Below are 20,528 nucleotides of genomic sequence, written 5' to 3' on the forward strand. Positions count from 1 at the left end.
AACCATGAAAAAAATGACCATCAACGACCTAATCAAGTGGAAGCAAGAAGGTCGTAAATTTGCTACTTCAACCGCTTATGATGCGAGCTTTGCCCAACTGTTTGAAAGCCAAGAAATGCCAGTACTTCTTGTCGGTGATTCTCTAGGTATGGTTTTGCAAGGTCACAACGATACTCTACCAGTAACGGTCGATGATATCGCTTACCATACTCGTTGCGTACGCGCTGGTAGCCCAAATTGTTTGTTGATGGCAGACATGCCATTCATGAGCTACACCACCCCAGAGCAAGCTTGCGAAAATGCGGCTAAACTGATGCGTGCTGGTGCCAATATGGTAAAAATTGAAGGTGGTGACTGGCTTGTCGACACGGTGAAAATGCTCACTGAACGATCAGTTCCAGTTTGTGCTCATCTTGGTTTAACTCCTCAAGCTGTTAATATTTTTGGTGGTTACAAAATCCAAGGTCGCGATCAAGAAAAAGCAGACCGCATGGTAAAAGACGCATTAGCGCTGCAAGAAGCAGGCGCTCAAATCGTCTTACTAGAATGCGTACCAGCTGAGCTTGCTGAACGTATTACGCAAGTGCTTGACGTTCCTGTTATCGGTATTGGTGCAGGTAACGTAACAGATGGTCAAATTCTCGTAATGCATGATATGTTTGGTATTTCTGCCAACTACATGCCGAAATTCTCCAAAAACTTTCTTGCTGAAACAGGTGATATGCGCAAAGCCGTTACTAAATACATTGAAGATGTAGCCAACGGTGTATTCCCAGACGACGCTCATACCATTGCCTAGAGGATAAATGCATGCAAACTTTTGCGGAAATCTCAGCAGTTCGTGAACACCTTAAAACCTTTAAACGTGAAGGTCGTAAAGTGGCGTTTGTCCCTACCATGGGCAACCTTCACGAAGGCCACTTAACTTTAGTGCGTAAAGCACGCGAATACGCTGATATCGTTGTCGTAAGCATCTTTGTTAATCCGATGCAGTTTGATCGTGCAGACGATTTAAATAATTACCCACGCACGCTAGAGGAAGACTTAAGCAAGTTAACCTCTGAAGGGGTCGATGTGGTATTTACGCCAACACCAGAAGTTATCTACCCTGAAGGTCTGGATAAGCAAACCTTCGTCGATGTCCCTGGCCTATCAACAATTCTCGAAGGCGCGTCTCGACCAGGTCATTTCCGTGGCGTGACGACGATTGTGAATAAGCTGTTTAACATCGTACAACCGGATGTCGCGTGCTTCGGCGAGAAGGACTTCCAACAACTTGCTGTTATCCGCAAGATGGTTGATGACCTAGCAATGGACATTGAAATCATCGGTGTACCAACCGTACGTGAAATGGACGGTTTAGCAATGAGTTCACGCAATGGCTTGCTTACGCTGGACGAGCGTCAACGTGCGCCTGTACTTGCTCGTACAATGCGTTGGATCAGCAGTGCCATTCGCGGTGGCCGCGATGACTACGCATCGATCATCGAAGATGCAAGCGACCAACTTCGAGCTGCAGGTCTGCACCCTGATGAGATCTTCATTCGTGATGCTCGTACATTACAAGTGATCACACCAGAAACGACACAAGCTGTCATTCTGATGTCTGCGTTCCTAGGCAAAGCTCGTCTTATCGATAACCAAACGGTAGATATGGTTGTCGAAGCGAAGGAAGAAGCTGAATCTAACAATACAAACTCAGAGAGCGCAGAGTAAGCTCTGAGTCATAAAAGTAAAAAGGTCGACTCTTAGTCGACCTTTTTTATACTCTACGTATAGACGCAATCTAACCCTTCAGGGCGAGTTTTAAACCGCTTGTGCAGCCACATCCACGCTGGAATATCACGTTTTATCATTTTCTCAAGCTCTTGGTTCAAGATGCTTGCCGCTTTAACCGCATTACGTCTCTCGAAACGCTCGCTAATGTCTTTTCCAATGTACAGCGTGTAATGGTGATTTTTACTCACTGTAACGCCAGATATAACCGCGCACTTTGTTGCATCAATGAGAACACCAGACCCGACGGTACTCGCCGCTTGTTCAACAGCAAAAAACGGCGCAAAAACAGAATGGCTAACGCCATAATCATGGTCGGGCAAATACCAAAGTCGATGACCATTTTTCAGAACTTTGAGCATTGATTTCACGTCTTTTCGGTCAATCATTTGATGTCCAAAACGAGTTCGACCTCGATGTTGAATAAACTCATAAGCAGGATTCGAATTTGGGCGATAAACGCCATAACCTTGGGCAAACTGGCTAAAAATACGAGCGGTTATCTCCAAGTTTAAATGGTGACTGCACACCACCAACACACCACGTCCATTCTTTTCCTCAGCGAGTAAACGATCTTTTCCAACAATAGAGGTTATCCGACGTATCCGCCAATCTGGCCAAAACCAAGCGATACCGGTTTCGATGATCGCCATTCCAGTATATTGAAAGTTTTTTCGTACTACGTCCTTACATTGCCAATCCGTAAAATCAGGGAAACACAGCTGGAGATTACGCAGAGCGATCTTGTGTCGGCGCTTCATTACATGCATCGCAATACAGCCGATGCTTCTACCTAAGATTCGCAATACTACGTATGGCAGTACATTAACAAGAATCGCTAAAGATCCAAATGCCAGCCATACAGACCAATATTTGGGCTTAAGTAACTGATAGGAGAAAGGCGGCAGCGGGACAATATTCATAGGATCACTCATTTATTACAAATGATTGAAACCTACCATGATAAAAACCGAAAAATTGTATGGGTATGTATTGTTATGCACGCGAAAGAGCAGCGTGAATCGCCGCTCTTTGCTTTATGAGAATGGCTTAGCTTCTTAGGCCAATCCCTTTGGTTACTAGATAATGCGCAATGGCATACAGTGCAACAACAAACACTGCAAGTACACTAAATGAAGTGACAATGCCCACATCCGAGACACCTAAAAAGCCGTAGCGAAACGCATTCACCATGTAGACGATTGGGTTGATCTTAGAAACGCCTTGCCAAAATTCAGGCAGAAGACTAATCGAATAAAAGACTCCTCCCAAGTAAGTTAGAGGAGTCAATACAAACGTAGGGATGATCGAAATATCATCAAATGTTTTTGCGTAAACCGCATTGATCAAGCCACCGAGAGCAAATACCACCGACGTCATGAAGACAGTCGCGACAATAATGCCCCAGTGCTCCACTTGCAAATCAACGAACAAAAGTGACACACAAGTAACAATTGCACCGACCAACAAACCTCGAGTAACACCGCCCATCACGTAGCCAGCAATAATCACATAGTTTGGTACCGGGGCCACCAGCAGTTCTTCAATATTCTTCTGTAGCTTTGCACTAAAGAATGAAGACGCAACATTCGAGTATGAGTTGGTGATCACCGACATCATGATCAAACCTGGAACAATGTACTCCATGTAACTAAAGCCGCTCATCTCACCAATTCGAGAGCCAATAAGATTACCGAAAATGATGAAGTACAACGTCATCGTAATGGCTGGCGGCACTAAGGTTTGCACCCAAATACGTGTAAAGCGAGTGACTTCTTTGCTCAGCAAGCTGCGAAATGCCGTCCAATATAAACCGTACATTTAATTACTCCCCTCTCTTACAATGCTGACAAACAACTCTTCAAGTCGGTTGGCTTTGTTACGCATTGAGAGAACTTTAATGCCATGCTCTGTTAACTGACTGAATACCGAATTCAATCCTTGGCTTTTATCTAGTTCTATCTCTAAAGAGCCATCAACAATACTTTGTCGATTAACACCTTCAAGCTCAGGCACCTCGACTTCTGACTCAATATCCAAGATAAATGTCTCGACGCTTAGCTTACCTAGTAACGCCTTCATGGTGGTATTTTCAATCAGCTCACCACGATTAATAATGCCGATATTTCGACACAGCATCTCCGCTTCTTCTAGGTAGTGTGTCGTTAAAATAATCGTAATTCCTTGCTCTTGGTTGATCTCTTTCAGAAACCCCCACATTGAGCGGCGTAGTTCAATATCCACTCCAGCCGTTGGTTCATCTAAAATGAGTAATTGCGGCTCGTGCATCAAAGCTCTTGCGATCATTAAACGACGCTTCATCCCACCGGATAGGTTACGAGCACGCTCTTGGCGTTTTTCCCATAAATCCAATTTTTTCAGGTATTTTTCTGCTCTTTCTTTGGCTAACACTTTAGACACACCGTAATAGCCAGCTTGCTGCATCACAATTTGCTCAACGGTTTCAAACTGGTTGAAGTTGAACTCTTGTGGCACCAAGCCTAAATTCTGCTTGGCCAATTCGAGGTCGGTATCAATGTCATAACCGAAAACTTTCGTCGTTCCGGAGGTTTTATTCACTAAGGAGGAGATGATGCCAATCGTGGTCGATTTTCCTGCACCATTGGGACCCAGAAGCGCGTAGAAGTCACCCTTTTTCACTTGGAGACTTATACCTTTTAACGCCTCAAAGCCACCTGCATACGTCTTGCGCAGTTGTTCAATTTCTAATGCGTACATAAGGTCTTGATTGCCGTTTGTTTGTGATTACTAATACCGACTCATATTTAGCAGCGGTTTACTACAAAATCGCCTTGGGTATCGTATTGGAGGTCCATCAGTTTATCGTTGAATAACGATGATTACAAATAAACCTTTCGATAATATTGGAAATATAACCCTTACCTCGTAAAGGTTATCTCTGAGTAAGACAAAATAGAGCATAAAAAAACGCAACAGGACACTGTTGCGTTTTTAACTGTCAGAATGATTACGCCGTTATGCGCTGATACTGGTCTGCCTCAACATGTGCCACCGCCGCATTCAATGCTTCGTAACGGAATTGGTACATATTTTCATCAGGCACAAGGTCAATCACATGGAATTTCTCTAGCTGTTCTCGTGTTCGCTCATTCGGGCATAATAAATACACGGCACAATTGGCATCGAGAGCATCCTTAATCGCATTCTCTAACGCCAAACCGACGGTCACATCAATCATTGGTACATCCGTAAGATCGAGAATCATCACGTCATAGTCCGAAATACTAGAGTGCTGACGTGAAATGGCTTTAGAAACACTAAAGATCATCGGACCGGAAAGATAAAAGAACAGCACTTTACCATTAGCACGATCCAACAAACCACGCTCGCTGTCAGTCAGCGGCACATCATCTTCATCCGCGTCGCTGATCGCTTTTACTTGTCGCGCCTGCTCTCGGCTCAAACGCTCGATGATGATAATGTTCGAGATAAAGACGCCTAAACCCACCGCAACGATAAGATCAACGAATACTGTAAGCAGCATAACGCCATACATCACCGCCATTCCGGAAAAGCTTACCTTATGTGCCCTCTGAATAAAGCTCCAGTCTAGGATGTTAAAGCCAACATACACCGCAATGCCTGCTAACACAGCCATCGGGATTGGCTCTGTTAGCCCACCAGCAACCAGTACAACCAACGCCAACATTAGTGCGCGAATCACACCAGATAATGGCGAGCGAGCCCCAACTTGGATATTCGTTACCGTCCCCATAGTAGCTCCCGCCCCCGGCAGCGCACCAAACAAGCCAGAGATCATGTTAGCTAACCCTTGACCTCGCAGCTCTTTATCTGAGTCGTGTTCTTTACGAGTTAATGAGTCACCGATAACCGCCGTTAACAAAGTATCAATACAACCTAATGTGCCTAGCACTAATGCATCAATGACCATCTCGACAAACATATCTGTGTCAATATATGGTGCGACGAGAGAAGGTAACCCAGCAGGAATTTCACCGATACGACGAATATCTTCTGTATCAAAGAGAATCACAGACAATAAAGTTACCGCGACCAATGCCACGAGCTGTGCAGGAACGTATTTACGATATTGCTTAGGGAAGAAAAAAAGAATCCCCAAAGTCAGTAGTCCCAAAAACAACTCACTGAACTTAAGGTTAGAAATGGTCTCCGGCAAAGCAGATAACGTTCCGAGTACTCCCCCTGAAGGCGCAGCATGCCCCATCAAAGGCGATAACTGCAGAATGATAAGAATCACACCAATGCCAGACATAAACCCGGAAATAACGCTGTAAGGCATCAAGGTAACGTATTTACCCAGTTTCAACGTCCCCAATAGGATTTGGAACGCGCCAGCCATCATGACAACCGTGAAAGTCATAGCCATGCCCGTTTCTGGGTATTTCGCCATCATACTGGTTAATACTGCGGTCATGATTACCGTCATTGGCCCTGTCGGTTCTGATATTAACGTATTAGAACCACCAAATAACGAGGCAAACAAACCGACCATTATTGCTCCCCAAAGGCCGGCCTCAGCACCGGCTCCGGATGCAACACCAAACGCTAACGCCAGAGGGAGAGAGATAATCGCCGTGGTTACCCCGCCAAATACATCCCCTTTGAAATTGATATCTTCAAAACGACTACCGAACACTGCTGATTTTCCCTGCATTCAATTTTAAAAAGTAAAATATCACTACTTTAACGAGCTAGGCGAAAATTTAAACCATAAATAGATTAAGGCTAAATTCACACCACAAATAGTTTCACCAGATTTTACTTTTTTCTTAATGAAAACTAGTCAGATGAGTCCTATCTGACGAATATTTAACGAGATCGAAATTGTAACATTGTGTATAGTTACAACACTGATCGCTTGCATGTGCACACAAACAGCGGCAGCGATTTTGTCTTTTAAGGGAAGTAGTTTGCAAAATGCCGGAAATAAAACAGTTATTTGAAAACAATTCGAAATGGTCTCAAGAGATCAAATCTGATCGACCTGAATACTTCGCAAAACTCGCAGAGGGTCAAAAGCCTGATTTTCTTTGGATTGGCTGCTCTGATAGTCGCGTTCCTGCCGAGCGACTAACCGGACTATACTCAGGTGAACTCTTTGTTCATCGGAATGTTGCAAACCAAGTTATCCATACTGATCTCAACTGTCTATCGGTCGTCCAGTACGCCGTAGACGTTCTTAAGGTTAAACACATCATTGTCTGTGGACACTATGGATGTGGTGGCGTAAACGCAGCCATTGATAACCCTAAGCTAGGTCTTATTAATAATTGGCTGTTACATATCAGAGATATCTATTTCAAACACCGCACTTACCTAGATCAAATGCCGCAACAAGATCGAGCGGATAAACTAGGCGAGCTTAATGTTGCAGAGCAAGTGTACAACTTGGGTAACTCAACCATCCTGCAAAACGCTTGGGAGCGTGGACAAGATGTTGAAATTCATGGTGTGGTATACGGAATTGAAGATGGTCGCTTAGAGTACTTAGGCATTCGTTCTAACTCTAAGGAAACCGTAGAAGCGTCTTACCAGAAAGCTCTTTCGACGATTCTAAATACAGATAACAAGCTGCTTTGTCGCTAAGTCATATCTAAAAGTTGAACAAAAAACGCCCATCTTAGATGGGCGTTTTTTTATATTTTTAATGCTGCTCTCAATGATTATTCTTGAGGTACAACTTTACCGATGTATGGTAAGTGGCGGTATTTCTGCGCGTAATCAATACCCACACCAACGACAAACTCATCTGGGATTTCGAAACCAATCCAATCCACAGGAACATTCACTTCACGACGAGATGGTTTATCTAGGAGCGTACAAATCGCGATAGACTTCGGCTCACGTAGCGAAAGAATCTCACGGATTTTATTTAGTGTGTTACCAGTGTCAATGATGTCTTCAACAAGCAGAATGTCTTTACCTTTGATGTCATCATCCAAATCTTTCAAGATACGAACGTCACGTGAGCTTTCCATCGTATTGCCGTAGCTTGACGCAGTCATAAAATCAACTTGGTGAGTCAGTTCGATAGCACGTGCCAAGTCTGCCATAAATACAAATGAGCCACGCAATAAGCCTACCAACACAAGATCTTCACTACCTTGATAACGCTCTGTAATTTGTTTGCCTAATTCACGAACTCGCTCCTGAACTTCTTGCTCAGAAATCATGACTTCTATTGTATGTTTCATACTGTGCTCAATCTAAATTTGTGGGTTGAGGTAAGTCGCACGCAAACGATCACCTAATCTTACGGCGTGTAGTGTATCACCACGTTCATTGGGTTGAAAGTCGCATCCTGTTGCCAAAAAATCTTGGAAGAAGGTCTTAGTTTTATAAAGTTCATAGCTAAATTTATCAATAATAATGACATTACTGTATATAAATTGTTCTACAGATGTTGACCTTGTGCATATGCACCATTACACTCATCACTGCTTTAAGCAACTATTAAAATAATCAATTAGGGGGTTACCCCCAATATCAACTCAAATGGCAAGGAAAATGGATATGGACTCAATTGCAAAGAGACCTAGAACTAGGCTTTCTCCAATTAAGCGTAAGCAACAGTTAATGGAAATCGCATTGGAAGTATTTGCGCGCCGCGGCATCGGTCGTGGTGGTCACGCAGATATCGCAGAAATTGCTCAAGTTTCTGTAGCGACTGTTTTTAACTACTTCCCTACACGCGAAGACTTGGTGGATGAAGTTCTCAATCACGTCGTACGTCAGTTCTCAAACTTCCTATCGGATAACATAGACCTAGACTTACATGCACGTGAAAACATCGCCAATATTACTAATGCGATGATCGAGCTTGTCAGCCAAGATTGTCACTGGCTAAAAGTATGGTTCGAGTGGAGTGCTTCAACACGTGACGAAGTATGGCCATTGTTTGTTTCAACTAACCGTACTAACCAGTTGCTGGTACAAAACATGTTCATTAAAGCAATTGAACGTGGCGAAGTGTGTGACCAGCACGATTCAGAACACTTGGCAAACCTGTTCCACGGTATTTGTTACTCACTGTTTGTCCAAGCGAACCGCGCTAAAGGTGAAGCGGAGCTGAAACACCTAGTGAATTCATACTTAGATATGCTTTGCATTTACAACCGTGAACACTAAAGCTTAGCTCGTAATATATGTCAGCCCACCGTTTGGTGGGCTTTTTATTGTCTGCTGTCAGCTAAGCACACATTTATATTTCTATATAACAAGCATAAAAAAACCGCTGCAATGCAGCGGCTTCTATCATTCAGTCAGAAAAAGCTTACTTCTTCTTAACTGCTTTTTTGTTTGGCAGGTCAGTGATTGAACCTTCAAATACTTCAGCAGCTAGACCTACAGACTCGTGTAGAGTTGGGTGAGCGTGGATAGTCAGAGCGATATCTTCTGCATCACAGCCCATCTCAATTGCAAGGCCGATTTCACCAAGTAGTTCACCACCGTTAGTACCAACGATAGCACCACCGATTACGCGGTGAGTTTCTTTGTCGAAGATTAGCTTAGTCATACCGTCTGCACAGTCAGATGCAATTGCACGACCTGATGCTGCCCATGGGAATGTTGCTACTTCGTACTTGATGCCTTCTTCTTTCGCTTCTTTTTCAGTCTTACCAACCCAAGCCACTTCTGGCTCAGTGTACGCAATTGAAGGGATAACTTTAGGGTCAAAGTAGTGCTTCTTACCAGAGATAACTTCAGCAGCTACGTGACCTTCATGCACACCTTTGTGAGCAAGCATTGGTTGACCAACGATATCACCGATCGCGAAGATGTGAGGAACGTTAGTACGCATTTGCTTATCAACGTTGATGAAGCCGCGCTCGTCAATTTCTAGACCCGCTTTTTCACCGTCGATTAGCTTACCATTTGGTACACGACCGATAGCAACTAGAACCGCATCGTAACGCTCAGCTTCAGCTGGCGCTTTCTTGCCTTCCATTGAAACGTAGATACCGTCTTCTTTTGCTTCAACTGCTGTTACTTTCGTTTCTAGCATTAGCTTGAACTTGTCTTTGATACGCTTAGTAAATACTTTCACGATATCTTTGTCTGCTGCAGGAATTACCTGGTCAAACATTTCAACAACTTCAACTTTAGAACCTAGAGAGTGGTAAACCGTACCCATTTCTAGACCGATGATACCACCGCCCATGATAAGCAGTTTTTCTGGCACTTCTTTTAGTTCTAGAGCGTCAGTAGAGTCCCAAATACGTGGGTCTTCATGCGGGATAAATGGCAGTTTGATTGGACGAGAACCAGCCGCAACGATTGCGTTGTCAAAGTTAACAACTGTTGGCTCACCTTCACCTTCTACAAGGATAGAGTTAGGGCCAGTGAACTTACCGTAACCGTTAACTACTGTTACGTTACGCATCTTAGCCATACCGCTTAGGCCGCCAGTTAGTTGGTTAACAACTTTTTCTTTCCAGATGCGGATTTTGCTGATGTCTGTTTGAGGCTCACCGAACACAACGCCGTGGTCAGCCATCGCTTTCGCTTCTTCAATTACTTTAGAAACGTGAAGCAGTGCTTTAGATGGGATACAACCCACGTTCAGACATACACCGCCAAGCGTGCTGTAACGTTCAACTAGTACAGTTTCAAGACCTAAGTCCGCACAACGGAATGCAGCGGAGTAACCAGCAGGACCAGAACCAAGTACAACAACTTGGGCTTTAATTTCTTTGCTCATTTTGACCTCTTGTAGTCATTATCCCTAACAGGCTGAGTGGGTATCGATTTTTTATGTTTAAGAGAGATTTGTTTTAAACAGTTATTTTCAGACCGCTAACAGTTTACAGAGATGTTAATGGTGTGAAAAGTAAATCAATTTAGCCTGTGAGCTAGACAACAATTCGATTGTGAAAACCCTGAACGAAGCAAGGCTGATAACCAAATTGTCGGTAATTATGATTAGCAGAGGCGGCTAAGTTGCCGCCTCTCATTCATCTAATTTCTATTACAGAACTAGACGACGAATGTCAGATAGACATGAGTTTAAGTAAGTGATGAAGCGCGCACCTTCAGCACCATCGATCACACGGTGGTCGTATGATAGAGACAGTGGAAGTTGTAGACGCGGTTCGAACTCTTTACCGTTCCATACCGGTTTCATTTCTGACTTAGACACACCTAGGATACCAACTTCTGGTGCGTTTACGATTGGAGTAAACGCTGTACCGCCGATACCGCCTAGGCTAGAGATAGTGAAACAGCCACCTTGCATGTCAGCCGCAGTTAGCTTACCAGCACGTGCTTTCTTAGAAACCGCCATTAGCTCTTCAGATAGCTCGTAGATGCCTTTCTTGTTCACGTCTTTAAATACAGGAACAACTAGACCGTTTGGTGTATCTACCGCGATACCAACATTCACGTATTTCTTCAGAATTAGGCTCTCACCGTCTTCTGATAGAGAAGAGTTGAACGCTGGGAACGCTTCAAGCGCTTTAGCTACCGCTTTCATGATGAACACAAGTGGTGTGATCTTCATGCCAGTGTCTTTCTTCGCTTCAATCGCGTTTTGCTCTTTACGGAATGCTTCAAGAGCCGTGATGTCTGCGTTATCCCACTGTGTAACGTGCGGGATCATTACCCAGTTACGGTGTAGGTTTGCGCCAGAGATCTTCTTAATGCGAGATAGCGGTTGAACTTCTGTCTCACCAAACTTGCTGAAGTCCACTTTTGGCCATGGTAGTAGACCAAGAGCCGCGCCGTCGCCTTTGCCAGATGCTGCTGCACCTGCGCCAGACTCAAGACGCTTAAGTGCATCTTTCACGTAAGCTTGAACGTCTTCTTTTAAGATACGGCTCTTACGACCAGAACCTTTAACCTTAGAAAGATTAACGCCAAATTCACGCGCTAGACGACGAACAACTGGAGATGCGTGAGCGTACTCATCGTTTTCTTTGAAATCGCCAGTCGCTGCTGGAGCTGCTGCCGCTGGAGCTTCTGCTTTAGGAGCTGGAGCTGCAGGTGCTGCCGCTTGAGCTGGAGCTGCTGCAGGAGCAGGTGCTGCGCCCGCCACTTCGAATACCATGATTAGTGAGCCAGTAGACACTTTGTCGCCAGCTGCAATCTTGATTTCTTTAACTGTGCCAGCGAATGGTGCAGGAACTTCCATAGAAGCTTTGTCACCTTCAACAGTGATTAGAGATTGCTCTTCTTCCACTGTGTCGCCAACCGCAACCATGATCTCAGTAACTTCAACTTCGTCGCCGCCGATATCTGGAACGTTCACTTCTTTTGCCGCAGACGCTGCTGGAGCTGCTGCCGCAGGAGCTTCAGCTGCCGCTGGTGCTGCTGGAGCGCCTGAACCTGCTGTTTCGAATACCATGATAAGTGAGCCAGTCGATACTTTATCGCCTGTTGCAACTTTGATCTCTTTTAGAGTACCTGCGAATGGCGCTGGAACTTCCATAGAAGCTTTGTCGCCTTCAACAGTTAGAAGAGATTGCTCTTCTTCGATGCTGTCGCCAACGGCAACCATGATTTCAGTAACTTCTACTTCATCACCACCGATGTCTGGTACGTGAACTTCTTTTAGTTCTGCCGCTGCTGCTGGAGCTGGAGCTGCTGCTGGAGCTGCTTCTGCCGCAGGAGCAGGTGCAGCGTCAGCTGCACCCTCGGCTTCGAAAATCATGATTAGAGAACCAGTAGAAACCTTGTCGCCTTCTGCAACTTTGATTTCTTTAACGATACCCGCTTGAGAAGCAGGAACTTCCATAGAAGCTTTATCGCCTTCAACTGTGATCAGAGACTGCTCTTCTTCAACCTTGTCGCCAACGCTTACAAGAATCTCAGTAACTTCAACCTCATCCGCACCGATGTCTGGTACATTAATTTCGATTGCCATTTCTTATCTACCTTCTTAATTAAGCGTATAGCGGGTTTGTTTTCTCTGTGTCGATGTCGAATTTCTTAATTGCTTCTGCAACTACAGATTTCTCAACTTCGCCACGTTTCGCTAGTTCAGTTAGCGCTGCTACTACTACGTAACCTGCGTTCACTTCGAAGTGACGACGTAGGTTTTCACGGCTGTCTGAACGACCGAAGCCATCAGTACCAAGAACTTTGAAAGACTCAGCAGGAATGTATGCACGAACCTGCTCTGCGTAGTTCTTCATGTAGTCAGTTGCTGCGATAGCAGGTTCAGTACCCATTACTGTTTGGATGTAAGGTACTTTCGCTTCCGCTTCTGGGTGAAGCATGTTGAAACGCTCTGCATCTTGGCCATCGCGAGTTAGTTCGTTGAATGACGTTACAGAGTAAACATCAGAAGCAACACCGTAATCTTCGCTTAGGATTTGAGCTGCTTTACGTACTTCATTCATGATAGTACCAGAGCTCATTAGCTGAACTTTCGCTTTGTCGCCCGTGTAAGTTTCTAGCTTGTAGATACCTTTACGGATGCCTTCTTCAGCGCCTTCTGGCATTGCTGGCATTGCGTAGTTTTCGTTCATTAGCGTTAGGTAGTAGAACACGTTTTCTTGTTCTGGACCGTACATGCGACGGATACCGTCTTGCATGATTACTGCTACTTCGTACGCGAATGTTGGGTCGTAAGAAATACAGTTAGGAACCGTACCCGCCAAAATGTGCGAGTGGCCGTCTTCGTGCTGTAGACCTTCACCGTTCAACGTTGTACGACCCGCAGTTGCACCTAGTAGGAAACCACGTGCTTGTTGGTCACCAGCCATCCACGCCATGTCGCCAACACGTTGGAAGCCGAACATTGAGTAGTAGATGTAGAACGGGATCATTGGTAGGTCGTTTGTCGAGTATGACGTCGCAGCAGCAACCCATGAAGACATAGCACCTAGCTCGTTGATACCTTCTTGTAGAACCTGACCTGAAGTCGCTTCTTTGTAGTAAGAAACAACGCCACGGTCTTCTGGTGTGTAAGTTTGGCCGTGCGGGTTGTAGATACCGATTTGACGGAACAGACCTTCCATACCGAATGTACGTGCTTCGTCAGCAATGATAGGAACGATGTTCTTACCAATGTTCTTGTTCTTAAGTAGAACGTTTAGTGCACGTACGAATGCCATAGTAGAAGAGATATCACGCTTCTGTTCTTCTAATAGTGGCTTGAATTCTTCTAGCTCAGGAACGATGAATTCTTGAGTGAATTTTGGTAGACGCTGTGGCGTGTAGCCGTGTAGCGCTTTACGACGAGCGTGTAGGTATTCGTACTCTTTTGAACCTTCTTCAAGTTTCAGGTACGGAAGTTCTTTCACTGCTTCGTCAGTTAGGATGTCTTGAAGACCTAGACGATCACGTAGGTGTAGTACGTGAGTCATGTCCATCTTCTTAACTTGGTGCGCGATGTTCTTACCTTCAGCCGCTTCACCCATGCCGTAACCTTTAACAGTCTTAGCTAGGATTACTGTTGGACGACCTTTAGTTTCTGCCGCGTTTTTGTATGCCGCGTATAGCTTAGAAGACTCGTGACCACCACGCTTAAGTGCGAAGATTTCGTCATCAGTCATGTCAGCAACAAGTGCAGCTGTCTCTGGGTACTTACCAAAGAAGTGCTCACGTACGTACGCGCCGTCTTTTGATTTGAATGTTTGGTAGTCGCCGTCGATCGTTTCATTCATAAGCTGTAGAAGCTTACCAGTCGTATCTTTAGCTAGTAGTGAATCCCAGTTGTTACCCCAGATTACCTTCACTACGTTCCAACCAGCACCTTTGAACAGACCTTCAAGTTCTTGAATGATCTTACCGTTACCCATTACAGGGCCATCTAGACGCTGTAGGTTACAGTTGATTAGGAAGCATAGGTTGTCTAGTTTCTCACGCGCAGCGAAAGAGATCGCACCACGTGATTCTGGCTCATCCATCTCACCGTCACCTAGGAACGCGTAAACGCGCTGCTCTGAAGTATCTTTAAGACCACGGCCTTCTAGGTACTTAAGGAAACGAGCTTGGTAGATAGAAGCGATTGGACCTAGGCCCATCGATACTGTCGGGAACTGCCAGAATTCAGGCATCAGTTTAGGGTGCGGGTATGAAGGAATACCTTTGCCGTCTACTTCTTGACGGAAGTTGTCTAGCTGCTCTTCAGTTAGACGACCTTCAACGAATGCACGTGAGTAGATACCTGGTGAAATGTGACCTTGGTAGTAAACTAGGTCGCCACCATCCTTCTCGTTTGGTGCACGGAAGAAGTGGTTGAAACATGTCTCGTAGAACGCAGCAGAAGACTGGAAAGACGCCATGTGGCCGCCTAGCTCTAGGTCTTTCTTAGATGCACGTAGAACGATCATGATAGCGTTCCAACGAATAATTGAGCGAATACGACGCTCAAGTGTTGTGTCACCTGGGTATGCTGGTTCTTGGTCTGCAGGAATCGTGTTGATGTAGTTAGTTGTGATACCTGTTGGCATATCAACACCGTCTAGACGTGCTTTATCTAGAACTTGCTCTAATAGGAATTGAGCACGCTCTAGACCTTCTTCACGTACAACTGACTCAAGCGCTTGTAGCCATTCTTGAGTTTCCAGTGCATCTACGTCATGCTTCATATCAGACATGGCGATCTATCCTTCTGTTGGTTGGATCTACTTATTTAAGTAACGCTCTTACGAGTCATTACCCTGCTGAATTCGACGTAGAGAACGCTCTCGTCGAGACTCTTCTCGAGTCAAATCCAACAATGTTTCTTCGATGTAAGCCAAGTGCGAGTGGGACATTTCTCGCGCCTTTTCAGGCTGACCAGAAACAATCGCATCCACGATATTGGCTCGGTGTTTACTGACTTTCTCGACCGCTTCTGGGCGGCGACGTAGTAATTTAAAATTTTGTAGAATATTTTGCTCAAGCAAAGGTGCTAAGCTTCGAACAATGTGCAACAAAACCACGTTGTGCGCGGCTTCTGTCAAAGCGATCAAAAATTGCATTACTTCCGCAGATTCAGCTTCGATATCGTTGTTTGCTTGCTCTTGGCTAATGCGCTCAAGGCAACCTTGAATACGCGCAAAATCTTCTTCGGTACCACGTAAAGCTGCAAAGTAGGCTGAAATTCCTTCCATCGCATGACGAGACTCAAGCACATCAAGCTGGGTTTCAGAATGACTAGACAACAAATTCAACAAGGGATCTGAAAAGCTCTTCCAGATATTCTCACTTACGAATGTTCCGCCACCTTGGCGACGAGTCAACAAACGCTTCGCTTCCAAGCGTTGAATGGCTTCTCGGACTGAAGGACGAGACACATCGAACTGTTTTGCCAGTTCACGCTCTGGAGGCAGTTGTTGCCCCGGAGACAATGTTCCTTCCACTATCAACCTTTCTAACTCTTGTTCTATAACATCAGAGAGTTTTGGCTGACGAATCCTTTGATAAGCCATAATTTATTGTTCTTCTACTCTTGCAGGTAATTGGTAATACCAATTTTAAGTTGGTGCAGAAATTAACATAATTAAAACGCCACTGTCCAGCCGAAAATTGACCTAAATCATAGAACGAGCTTACTTCCAACACTCTGATAACAATCGACTGTTAAAACAGCAATAGAATTGGTATGACCAATTACATAAAGCATACAAATGGGAAGTCGACGTGCTAGCAGTTTTGGAAAAGAAATACAGAAAATGACAAAATTATCAGTCTATTTATTCACCAAAACGGCATGTACGAGCGTAAAAATGTAGTTAACTTTTAACAATCATTAATATTTCTGGTATCAAAAAAAGGCATACCTGATCGTATGCCTTATTTATTTCGCTTTTTTGAATTTACACTTTCGCTACAAATCAACGCTGTATAAGCAGTCTATATTTCACCCAATCAAAGCTTAGACCAGGATCGCTTTTTCTCAAGGGCGCAATATATTGATGACCGGTAATTCGTGGCGGGGTGATTTGAGGATAAGACTGCATAATCACCTCAGTGATCTCTGCAAGTGATTGATATTGCGCTTCTGTATAGGCAGTAAATTCTGTCCCTTCAAGCTCGATACCAATGGAATAGTCATTACAACGCTCCCTGCCCGCGAAACTGGATTGACCGGCATGCCATGCTCTATCGAGAAAAGAAACAAATTGAACAACCTCGCCGTTTCTTTTAATCAAGCAATGTGCAGAAACGCCCATTTTGTGAATAACTTCAAAAAATGGATGTTCATTTGGGTCTAGCTTGCCAGTGAAGAAGTCCTCTATATATGGTCCACCAAACTGCCCAGGAGGCAAACTGATGTTATGTACCACCAGCAGAGAGATGTCGTTTACATCAGAGCGTGCATCAAAAAATGGTGACGGAACATGCTTTGCCTGTGTCAGCCAGCCATTCTCGATAATTGGGCGCATATCAACCTCTCTACTTTTCAAATTAACTGCTGAAATTATTGACACCGGAGAGTATCATTCGTTGCCATCTCCCTTTCAAGACAAGATTTGCGATGAAGAACACACACAACATTCAAGAACGCCTAGAATACCTTAAACAACAACTCCCTTTAGAGATCACTCGCTCTGTCGCTGATACCTTAAAAGAAGATCTAGGTGGCAGTGTCAACGCAGATAACGACATTACTGCATCTTTGATCCCTGCCGATGCGGTTAATACCGCAACGATTATTACTCGTGAGCATGGTGTGTTCTGTGGTCAAGCATGGGCTGATGAAGTTTTTAAACAGCTCGGTGGCAAGGTCAGCATTGAATGGCACGTAAAGGACGGCGATAAAGTCGAACCTAACCAAACCCTTTGCACGCTGACAGGCCCTGCTCGTGACTTGTTGACTGGTGAGCGTAACGCAATGAACTTCATCCAAACGCTGTCTGGCTGCGCAACAGTTACCGCAGAGTACGCTGAAAAAATCGCGCATACTGAGTGTCGTCTACTCGACACACGCAAAACCATTCCTGGTCTGCGTAGCGCACTAAAATACGCCGTGACGTGTGGTGGTGGCTTTAACCATCGCATCGGCGTGTTCGACGCTTACCTCATTAAAGAAAACCACATTATTGCTTGTGGTGGCATCACTCAAGCCATCCAAAAAGCGAAAGAGCTTAACCCAGGCAAACCGGTAGAAGTCGAAACGGAAAGCTTAGAAGAGTTGAAACAAGCGATAGAGGCTGGTGCCGACATCATCATGCTCGATAACTTCACAAAAGAAATGATGCGTGAAGCCGTAGCGATTAACGCAGGTCGTGCCGCTTTAGAGAACTCCGGCAACATTACGCTAGAGACCATCGCAGAATACGCAGAAACCGGTGTCGATTACATTTCGGTAGGCGCGTTGACTAAGCATCTAAAAGCGATGGATCTTTCGATGCGCTTCAAATAATTAAAGCAACACAATCTCAATTACTTCAACTAACTCAGTGAGTTGTGAGTAACTCATCATTTAAAAGGGCCAATTGGCCCTTTCTTTTTATCCACTAAAAAAATAGTACTACTCGCAAAACTCTGCATGCGATATGCAACTTTTCACCAAAGAGTTTTATCTCACTCGAGAGCCCATCTCTTCCCCATTTTCAACCCACTTTAACTCTCCATAATCTTTCGCTAATGCAAGAGCATTATTAATTTTTTAGAAAGGGTTAAAAATGAAAAACAGTAAACAGAAAAAACAGCAAGGTTTTACCTTGATTGAATTAATGATTGTCGTCGCGATTATTGGTATTTTGGCCGCATTTGCTGTGCCTGCTTATCAAAACTACACAAAAAAAGCGACGCTGGCAGAGTTCCCAAAAGCAGCTTCTGCGATGAAGTTAGCCGTTGAGTTGTGTGCACATGAAAATGCATCAAACGCAGCTACTTTTAAAACGAACTGCTTATCTGGTAGTAATGGTGTACCTTCAAAAATTAACAACCTAAATGATATCTCTATTGAAGCAGTTGCTGGATCATCAGGCGTAAATGTCATTGCAAAAGCTGTAGCAGTAAAAGGGCCGATTGCTAGTGGAGAACAGTATACTATGGCATCTAACTACACGACTAGTGGTATTGAGTGGGCGGGCTCATGTCAAGATTCTAATGGTAATAACCAATCTGATTACTGTCCTGAATAATTCATGCAAACCAACCTCTCCACGATTCTTCGTCAAAAAGGACTATTGGCTTTTTCCCAAGAAGAATCGTTACTTGAGCAAGTCAAAGCTTCTGGCATTTCGATGCCAGAGGCTTTACTCAGTTCTGGATTATTTACATCAAGCGAACTCGCTGAGCACTTAAGTTCTCTCTTTGGTTTAAATCAGCCCGAGTTATCTCAGTACGAGTATGCTTCGCTTTGTCAGCAACTTGGCCTTAGGGAATTAATCACGCGGCATAACGCACTCCCACTCCAGCGTACGTCTTCAACGTTATTACTCGCCGTTGCCGACCCCACCAACCAACAAGCAGAAGATGATTTTCGCTTTGCCACTGGTTTACAGGTTGAATTGGTCTTGGGGGAATTTAGTCAACTCAGCGCGGCAATTCGACGCTTGTATGGTCGTTCATTGAGTCATGAGAAGTCCGGGTTAAAAGAGATCAACCAAGAAGAGTTAGCCAATCTGGTTGACGTGGGCGCAGATGAAATCGACAACATTGAAGACTTGAGCCAAGATGAGTCTCCTGTTAGCCGTTACATCAACCAAATTCTATTGGACGCTGTGCGCAAAGGCGCATCCGATATCCACTTTGAGCCTTATGAAAAGATGTACCGCGTGCGCCTGCGCTGTGATGGCATCTTAATTGAAACACAGCAGCCACCAAGCCACTTGAGTCGTCGCTTATCCGCTCGTATCAAAATCCTCTCTAAGCTTGATATTGCAGAGCGACGTTTACCACAAGATGGGCGTATTAAGCTCAAGTTGAATCAAGACACCGCAATTGATATGCGTGTATCCACGCTGCCTACTCTATTTGGAGAGAAAATTGTACTACGACTGCTCGACAGCAGCTCTGCGTCATTGGATATCGACAAGCTTGGTTATAGCGAACAACAAAAACAATTGTACTTGGATGCGCTGCGTCGCCCACAAGGCATGATTCTGATGACAGGTCCAACCGGGAGCGGAAAAACCGTTTCTCTGTACACCGGGCTGAGTATCCTCAATAAACCAGAAATCAACATTTCTACGGCAGAAGACCCAGTAGAAATTAACTTATCGGGCATTAACCAAGTTCAAGTTCAGCCTAAGATTGGTTTTGGTTTTGCCGAAGCCCTGCGCTCTTTCTTACGTCAAGACCCGGATGTGGTAATGGTCGGTGAGATTCGTGACTTAGACACTGCGGAGATCGCCATCAAAGCCTCGCAAACCGGTCACTTAGTACTTTCAACCTTGCATACCAACTCTGCGGCTGAAACGGTTATTCGTTTATCAAACATGGGCGTAGAAAGCTTTAACTTGGCCTCATCTCTTAGTTTGATTATTGCCCAGCGCTTAGCCCGTAAACTGTGCTCGCACTGTAAACAATCACAAGAGCTTACCGTTCAGCTACAACATCTTGGAATTCAAGCAAGCGACAACATTTTTAAAGCCAATCCCGATGGATGCAATGAGTGTACCCATGGTTATTCCGGCCGAACGGGGATTTATGAAGTGATGCGCTTTGATGAATTTCTTTCCGAAGCGCTTATTAAAGGCGCCTCGGTACATGAACTAGAAAAACTCGCCATCGCAAATGGTATGAGCACGTTACAAATGTCGGGCATAGAAAAACTCAAACAAGGAATCACAAGTTTTAGTGAACTACAGCGCGTACTTTATTTTTAATCCTTTAATCAGCAG

17 protein-coding genes are annotated in these 20,528 nt (G+C 44.6%); 7 read left to right on the top strand and 10 right to left on the bottom strand.

Annotated elements, in window-relative coordinates:
- Window positions 1-4: 4 nt before the first annotated feature.
- A complete protein-coding gene (gene panB / locus IJ23_RS05010) occupies window positions 5-799 on the top strand; it encodes a 3-methyl-2-oxobutanoate hydroxymethyltransferase (RefSeq protein ID WP_005386592.1) in 795 nt (264 codons plus the stop codon).
- Between the two features lie 11 nt (window positions 800-810).
- A complete protein-coding gene (panC, locus tag IJ23_RS05015; RefSeq protein ID WP_005380005.1) occupies window positions 811-1,716 on the top strand; it encodes a pantoate--beta-alanine ligase in 906 nt (301 codons plus the stop codon).
- Window positions 1,717-1,769: 53 nt separating this feature from the next.
- Here panC and IJ23_RS05020 read toward each other — a convergent pair whose 3' ends face one another.
- The 4 genes from IJ23_RS05020 to IJ23_RS05040 form a co-directional block, all read right to left on the bottom strand.
- Window positions 1,770-2,699 carry a Kdo(2)-lipid IV(A) acyltransferase gene (locus IJ23_RS05020; protein WP_033905588.1) on the bottom strand — a complete coding sequence of 310 codons (930 nt, stop codon included), beginning with the start codon at window positions 2,697-2,699 and terminating at the stop codon, window positions 1,770-1,772.
- A 127-nt stretch (window positions 2,700-2,826) separates the two neighbouring features.
- On the bottom strand, window positions 2,827-3,597 hold the full coding sequence (locus IJ23_RS05030) for an ABC transporter permease (RefSeq protein WP_005386598.1): 771 nt from the start codon (window positions 3,595-3,597) through the stop codon (window positions 2,827-2,829).
- Complete coding sequence (locus tag IJ23_RS05035; RefSeq protein ID WP_005380000.1) at window positions 3,598-4,515, bottom strand: ABC transporter ATP-binding protein; 918 nt, start codon at window positions 4,513-4,515, stop codon at window positions 3,598-3,600.
- 250 nt (window positions 4,516-4,765) lie between these two features.
- Window positions 4,766-6,436 (bottom strand): SulP family inorganic anion transporter, encoded by a 1,671-nt coding sequence (locus IJ23_RS05040; RefSeq protein WP_005379997.1) that lies wholly within the window; start codon window positions 6,434-6,436, stop codon window positions 4,766-4,768.
- 281 nt (window positions 6,437-6,717) lie between these two features.
- On the opposite strand from IJ23_RS05040, the gene can reads away from it, so the two are divergent.
- Window positions 6,718-7,386 carry a carbonate dehydratase gene (gene can, locus IJ23_RS05045; protein WP_005379996.1) on the top strand — a complete coding sequence of 223 codons (669 nt, stop codon included), beginning with the start codon at window positions 6,718-6,720 and terminating at the stop codon, window positions 7,384-7,386.
- Between the two features lie 77 nt (window positions 7,387-7,463).
- Here the strand turns inward: can and hpt are convergent, their stop codons facing one another.
- A complete protein-coding gene (hpt, locus tag IJ23_RS05050) occupies window positions 7,464-7,994 on the bottom strand; it encodes a hypoxanthine phosphoribosyltransferase (RefSeq protein WP_005379995.1) in 531 nt (176 codons plus the stop codon).
- Window positions 7,995-8,313: 319 nt separating this feature from the next.
- Between hpt and opaR the strand changes: the two genes are divergently transcribed.
- The gene (gene opaR, locus IJ23_RS05055) at window positions 8,314-8,928 is read left to right on the top strand and encodes a transcriptional regulator OpaR (RefSeq protein ID WP_005379994.1); all 615 of its coding nucleotides are present in this window, start codon (window positions 8,314-8,316) and stop codon (window positions 8,926-8,928) included.
- Window positions 8,929-9,073: 145 nt separating this feature from the next.
- Here opaR and lpdA read toward each other — a convergent pair whose 3' ends face one another.
- The 5 genes from lpdA to ampD form a co-directional block, all read right to left on the bottom strand.
- Window positions 9,074-10,501, bottom strand: a complete 1,428-nt coding sequence (lpdA, locus tag IJ23_RS05060; RefSeq protein ID WP_005379993.1) for a dihydrolipoyl dehydrogenase — start codon at window positions 10,499-10,501, stop codon at window positions 9,074-9,076.
- A 267-nt stretch (window positions 10,502-10,768) separates the two neighbouring features.
- A complete protein-coding gene (gene aceF / locus IJ23_RS05065; protein WP_033905589.1) occupies window positions 10,769-12,661 on the bottom strand; it encodes a pyruvate dehydrogenase complex dihydrolipoyllysine-residue acetyltransferase in 1,893 nt (630 codons plus the stop codon).
- Window positions 12,662-12,680: 19 nt separating this feature from the next.
- Complete coding sequence (gene aceE / locus IJ23_RS05070; protein WP_005386612.1) at window positions 12,681-15,344, bottom strand: pyruvate dehydrogenase (acetyl-transferring), homodimeric type; 2,664 nt, start codon at window positions 15,342-15,344, stop codon at window positions 12,681-12,683.
- Window positions 15,345-15,392: 48 nt separating this feature from the next.
- Window positions 15,393-16,160 carry a pyruvate dehydrogenase complex transcriptional repressor PdhR gene (pdhR, locus tag IJ23_RS05075; RefSeq protein WP_005379989.1) on the bottom strand — a complete coding sequence of 256 codons (768 nt, stop codon included), beginning with the start codon at window positions 16,158-16,160 and terminating at the stop codon, window positions 15,393-15,395.
- Between the two features lie 405 nt (window positions 16,161-16,565).
- The gene (gene ampD / locus IJ23_RS05080; protein ID WP_005386614.1) at window positions 16,566-17,117 is read right to left on the bottom strand and encodes a 1,6-anhydro-N-acetylmuramyl-L-alanine amidase AmpD; all 552 of its coding nucleotides are present in this window, start codon (window positions 17,115-17,117) and stop codon (window positions 16,566-16,568) included.
- A gap of 92 nt (window positions 17,118-17,209) precedes the next feature.
- Here ampD and nadC point away from each other — a divergent pair, with 92 nt between their 5' ends.
- The 3 genes from nadC (at window position 17,210) to pilB (ending at window position 20,513) form a co-directional block, all read left to right on the top strand.
- Entirely contained in the window at window positions 17,210-18,097 is an 888-nt protein-coding gene (nadC, locus tag IJ23_RS05085) for a carboxylating nicotinate-nucleotide diphosphorylase (RefSeq protein ID WP_033905590.1), read from the top strand.
- A gap of 262 nt (window positions 18,098-18,359) precedes the next feature.
- On the top strand, window positions 18,360-18,824 hold the full coding sequence (locus tag IJ23_RS05090; RefSeq protein ID WP_033905592.1) for a pilin: 465 nt from the start codon (window positions 18,360-18,362) through the stop codon (window positions 18,822-18,824).
- A 3-nt stretch (window positions 18,825-18,827) separates the two neighbouring features.
- On the top strand, window positions 18,828-20,513 hold the full coding sequence (gene pilB / locus IJ23_RS05095; RefSeq protein ID WP_033905593.1) for a type IV-A pilus assembly ATPase PilB: 1,686 nt from the start codon (window positions 18,828-18,830) through the stop codon (window positions 20,511-20,513).
- Window positions 20,514-20,528 lie beyond the last annotated feature (15 nt).

Source organism: Vibrio sp. OY15 (assembly GCF_000742455.1).
Taxonomy (GTDB): domain Bacteria; phylum Pseudomonadota; class Gammaproteobacteria; order Enterobacterales; family Vibrionaceae; genus Vibrio; species Vibrio alginolyticus.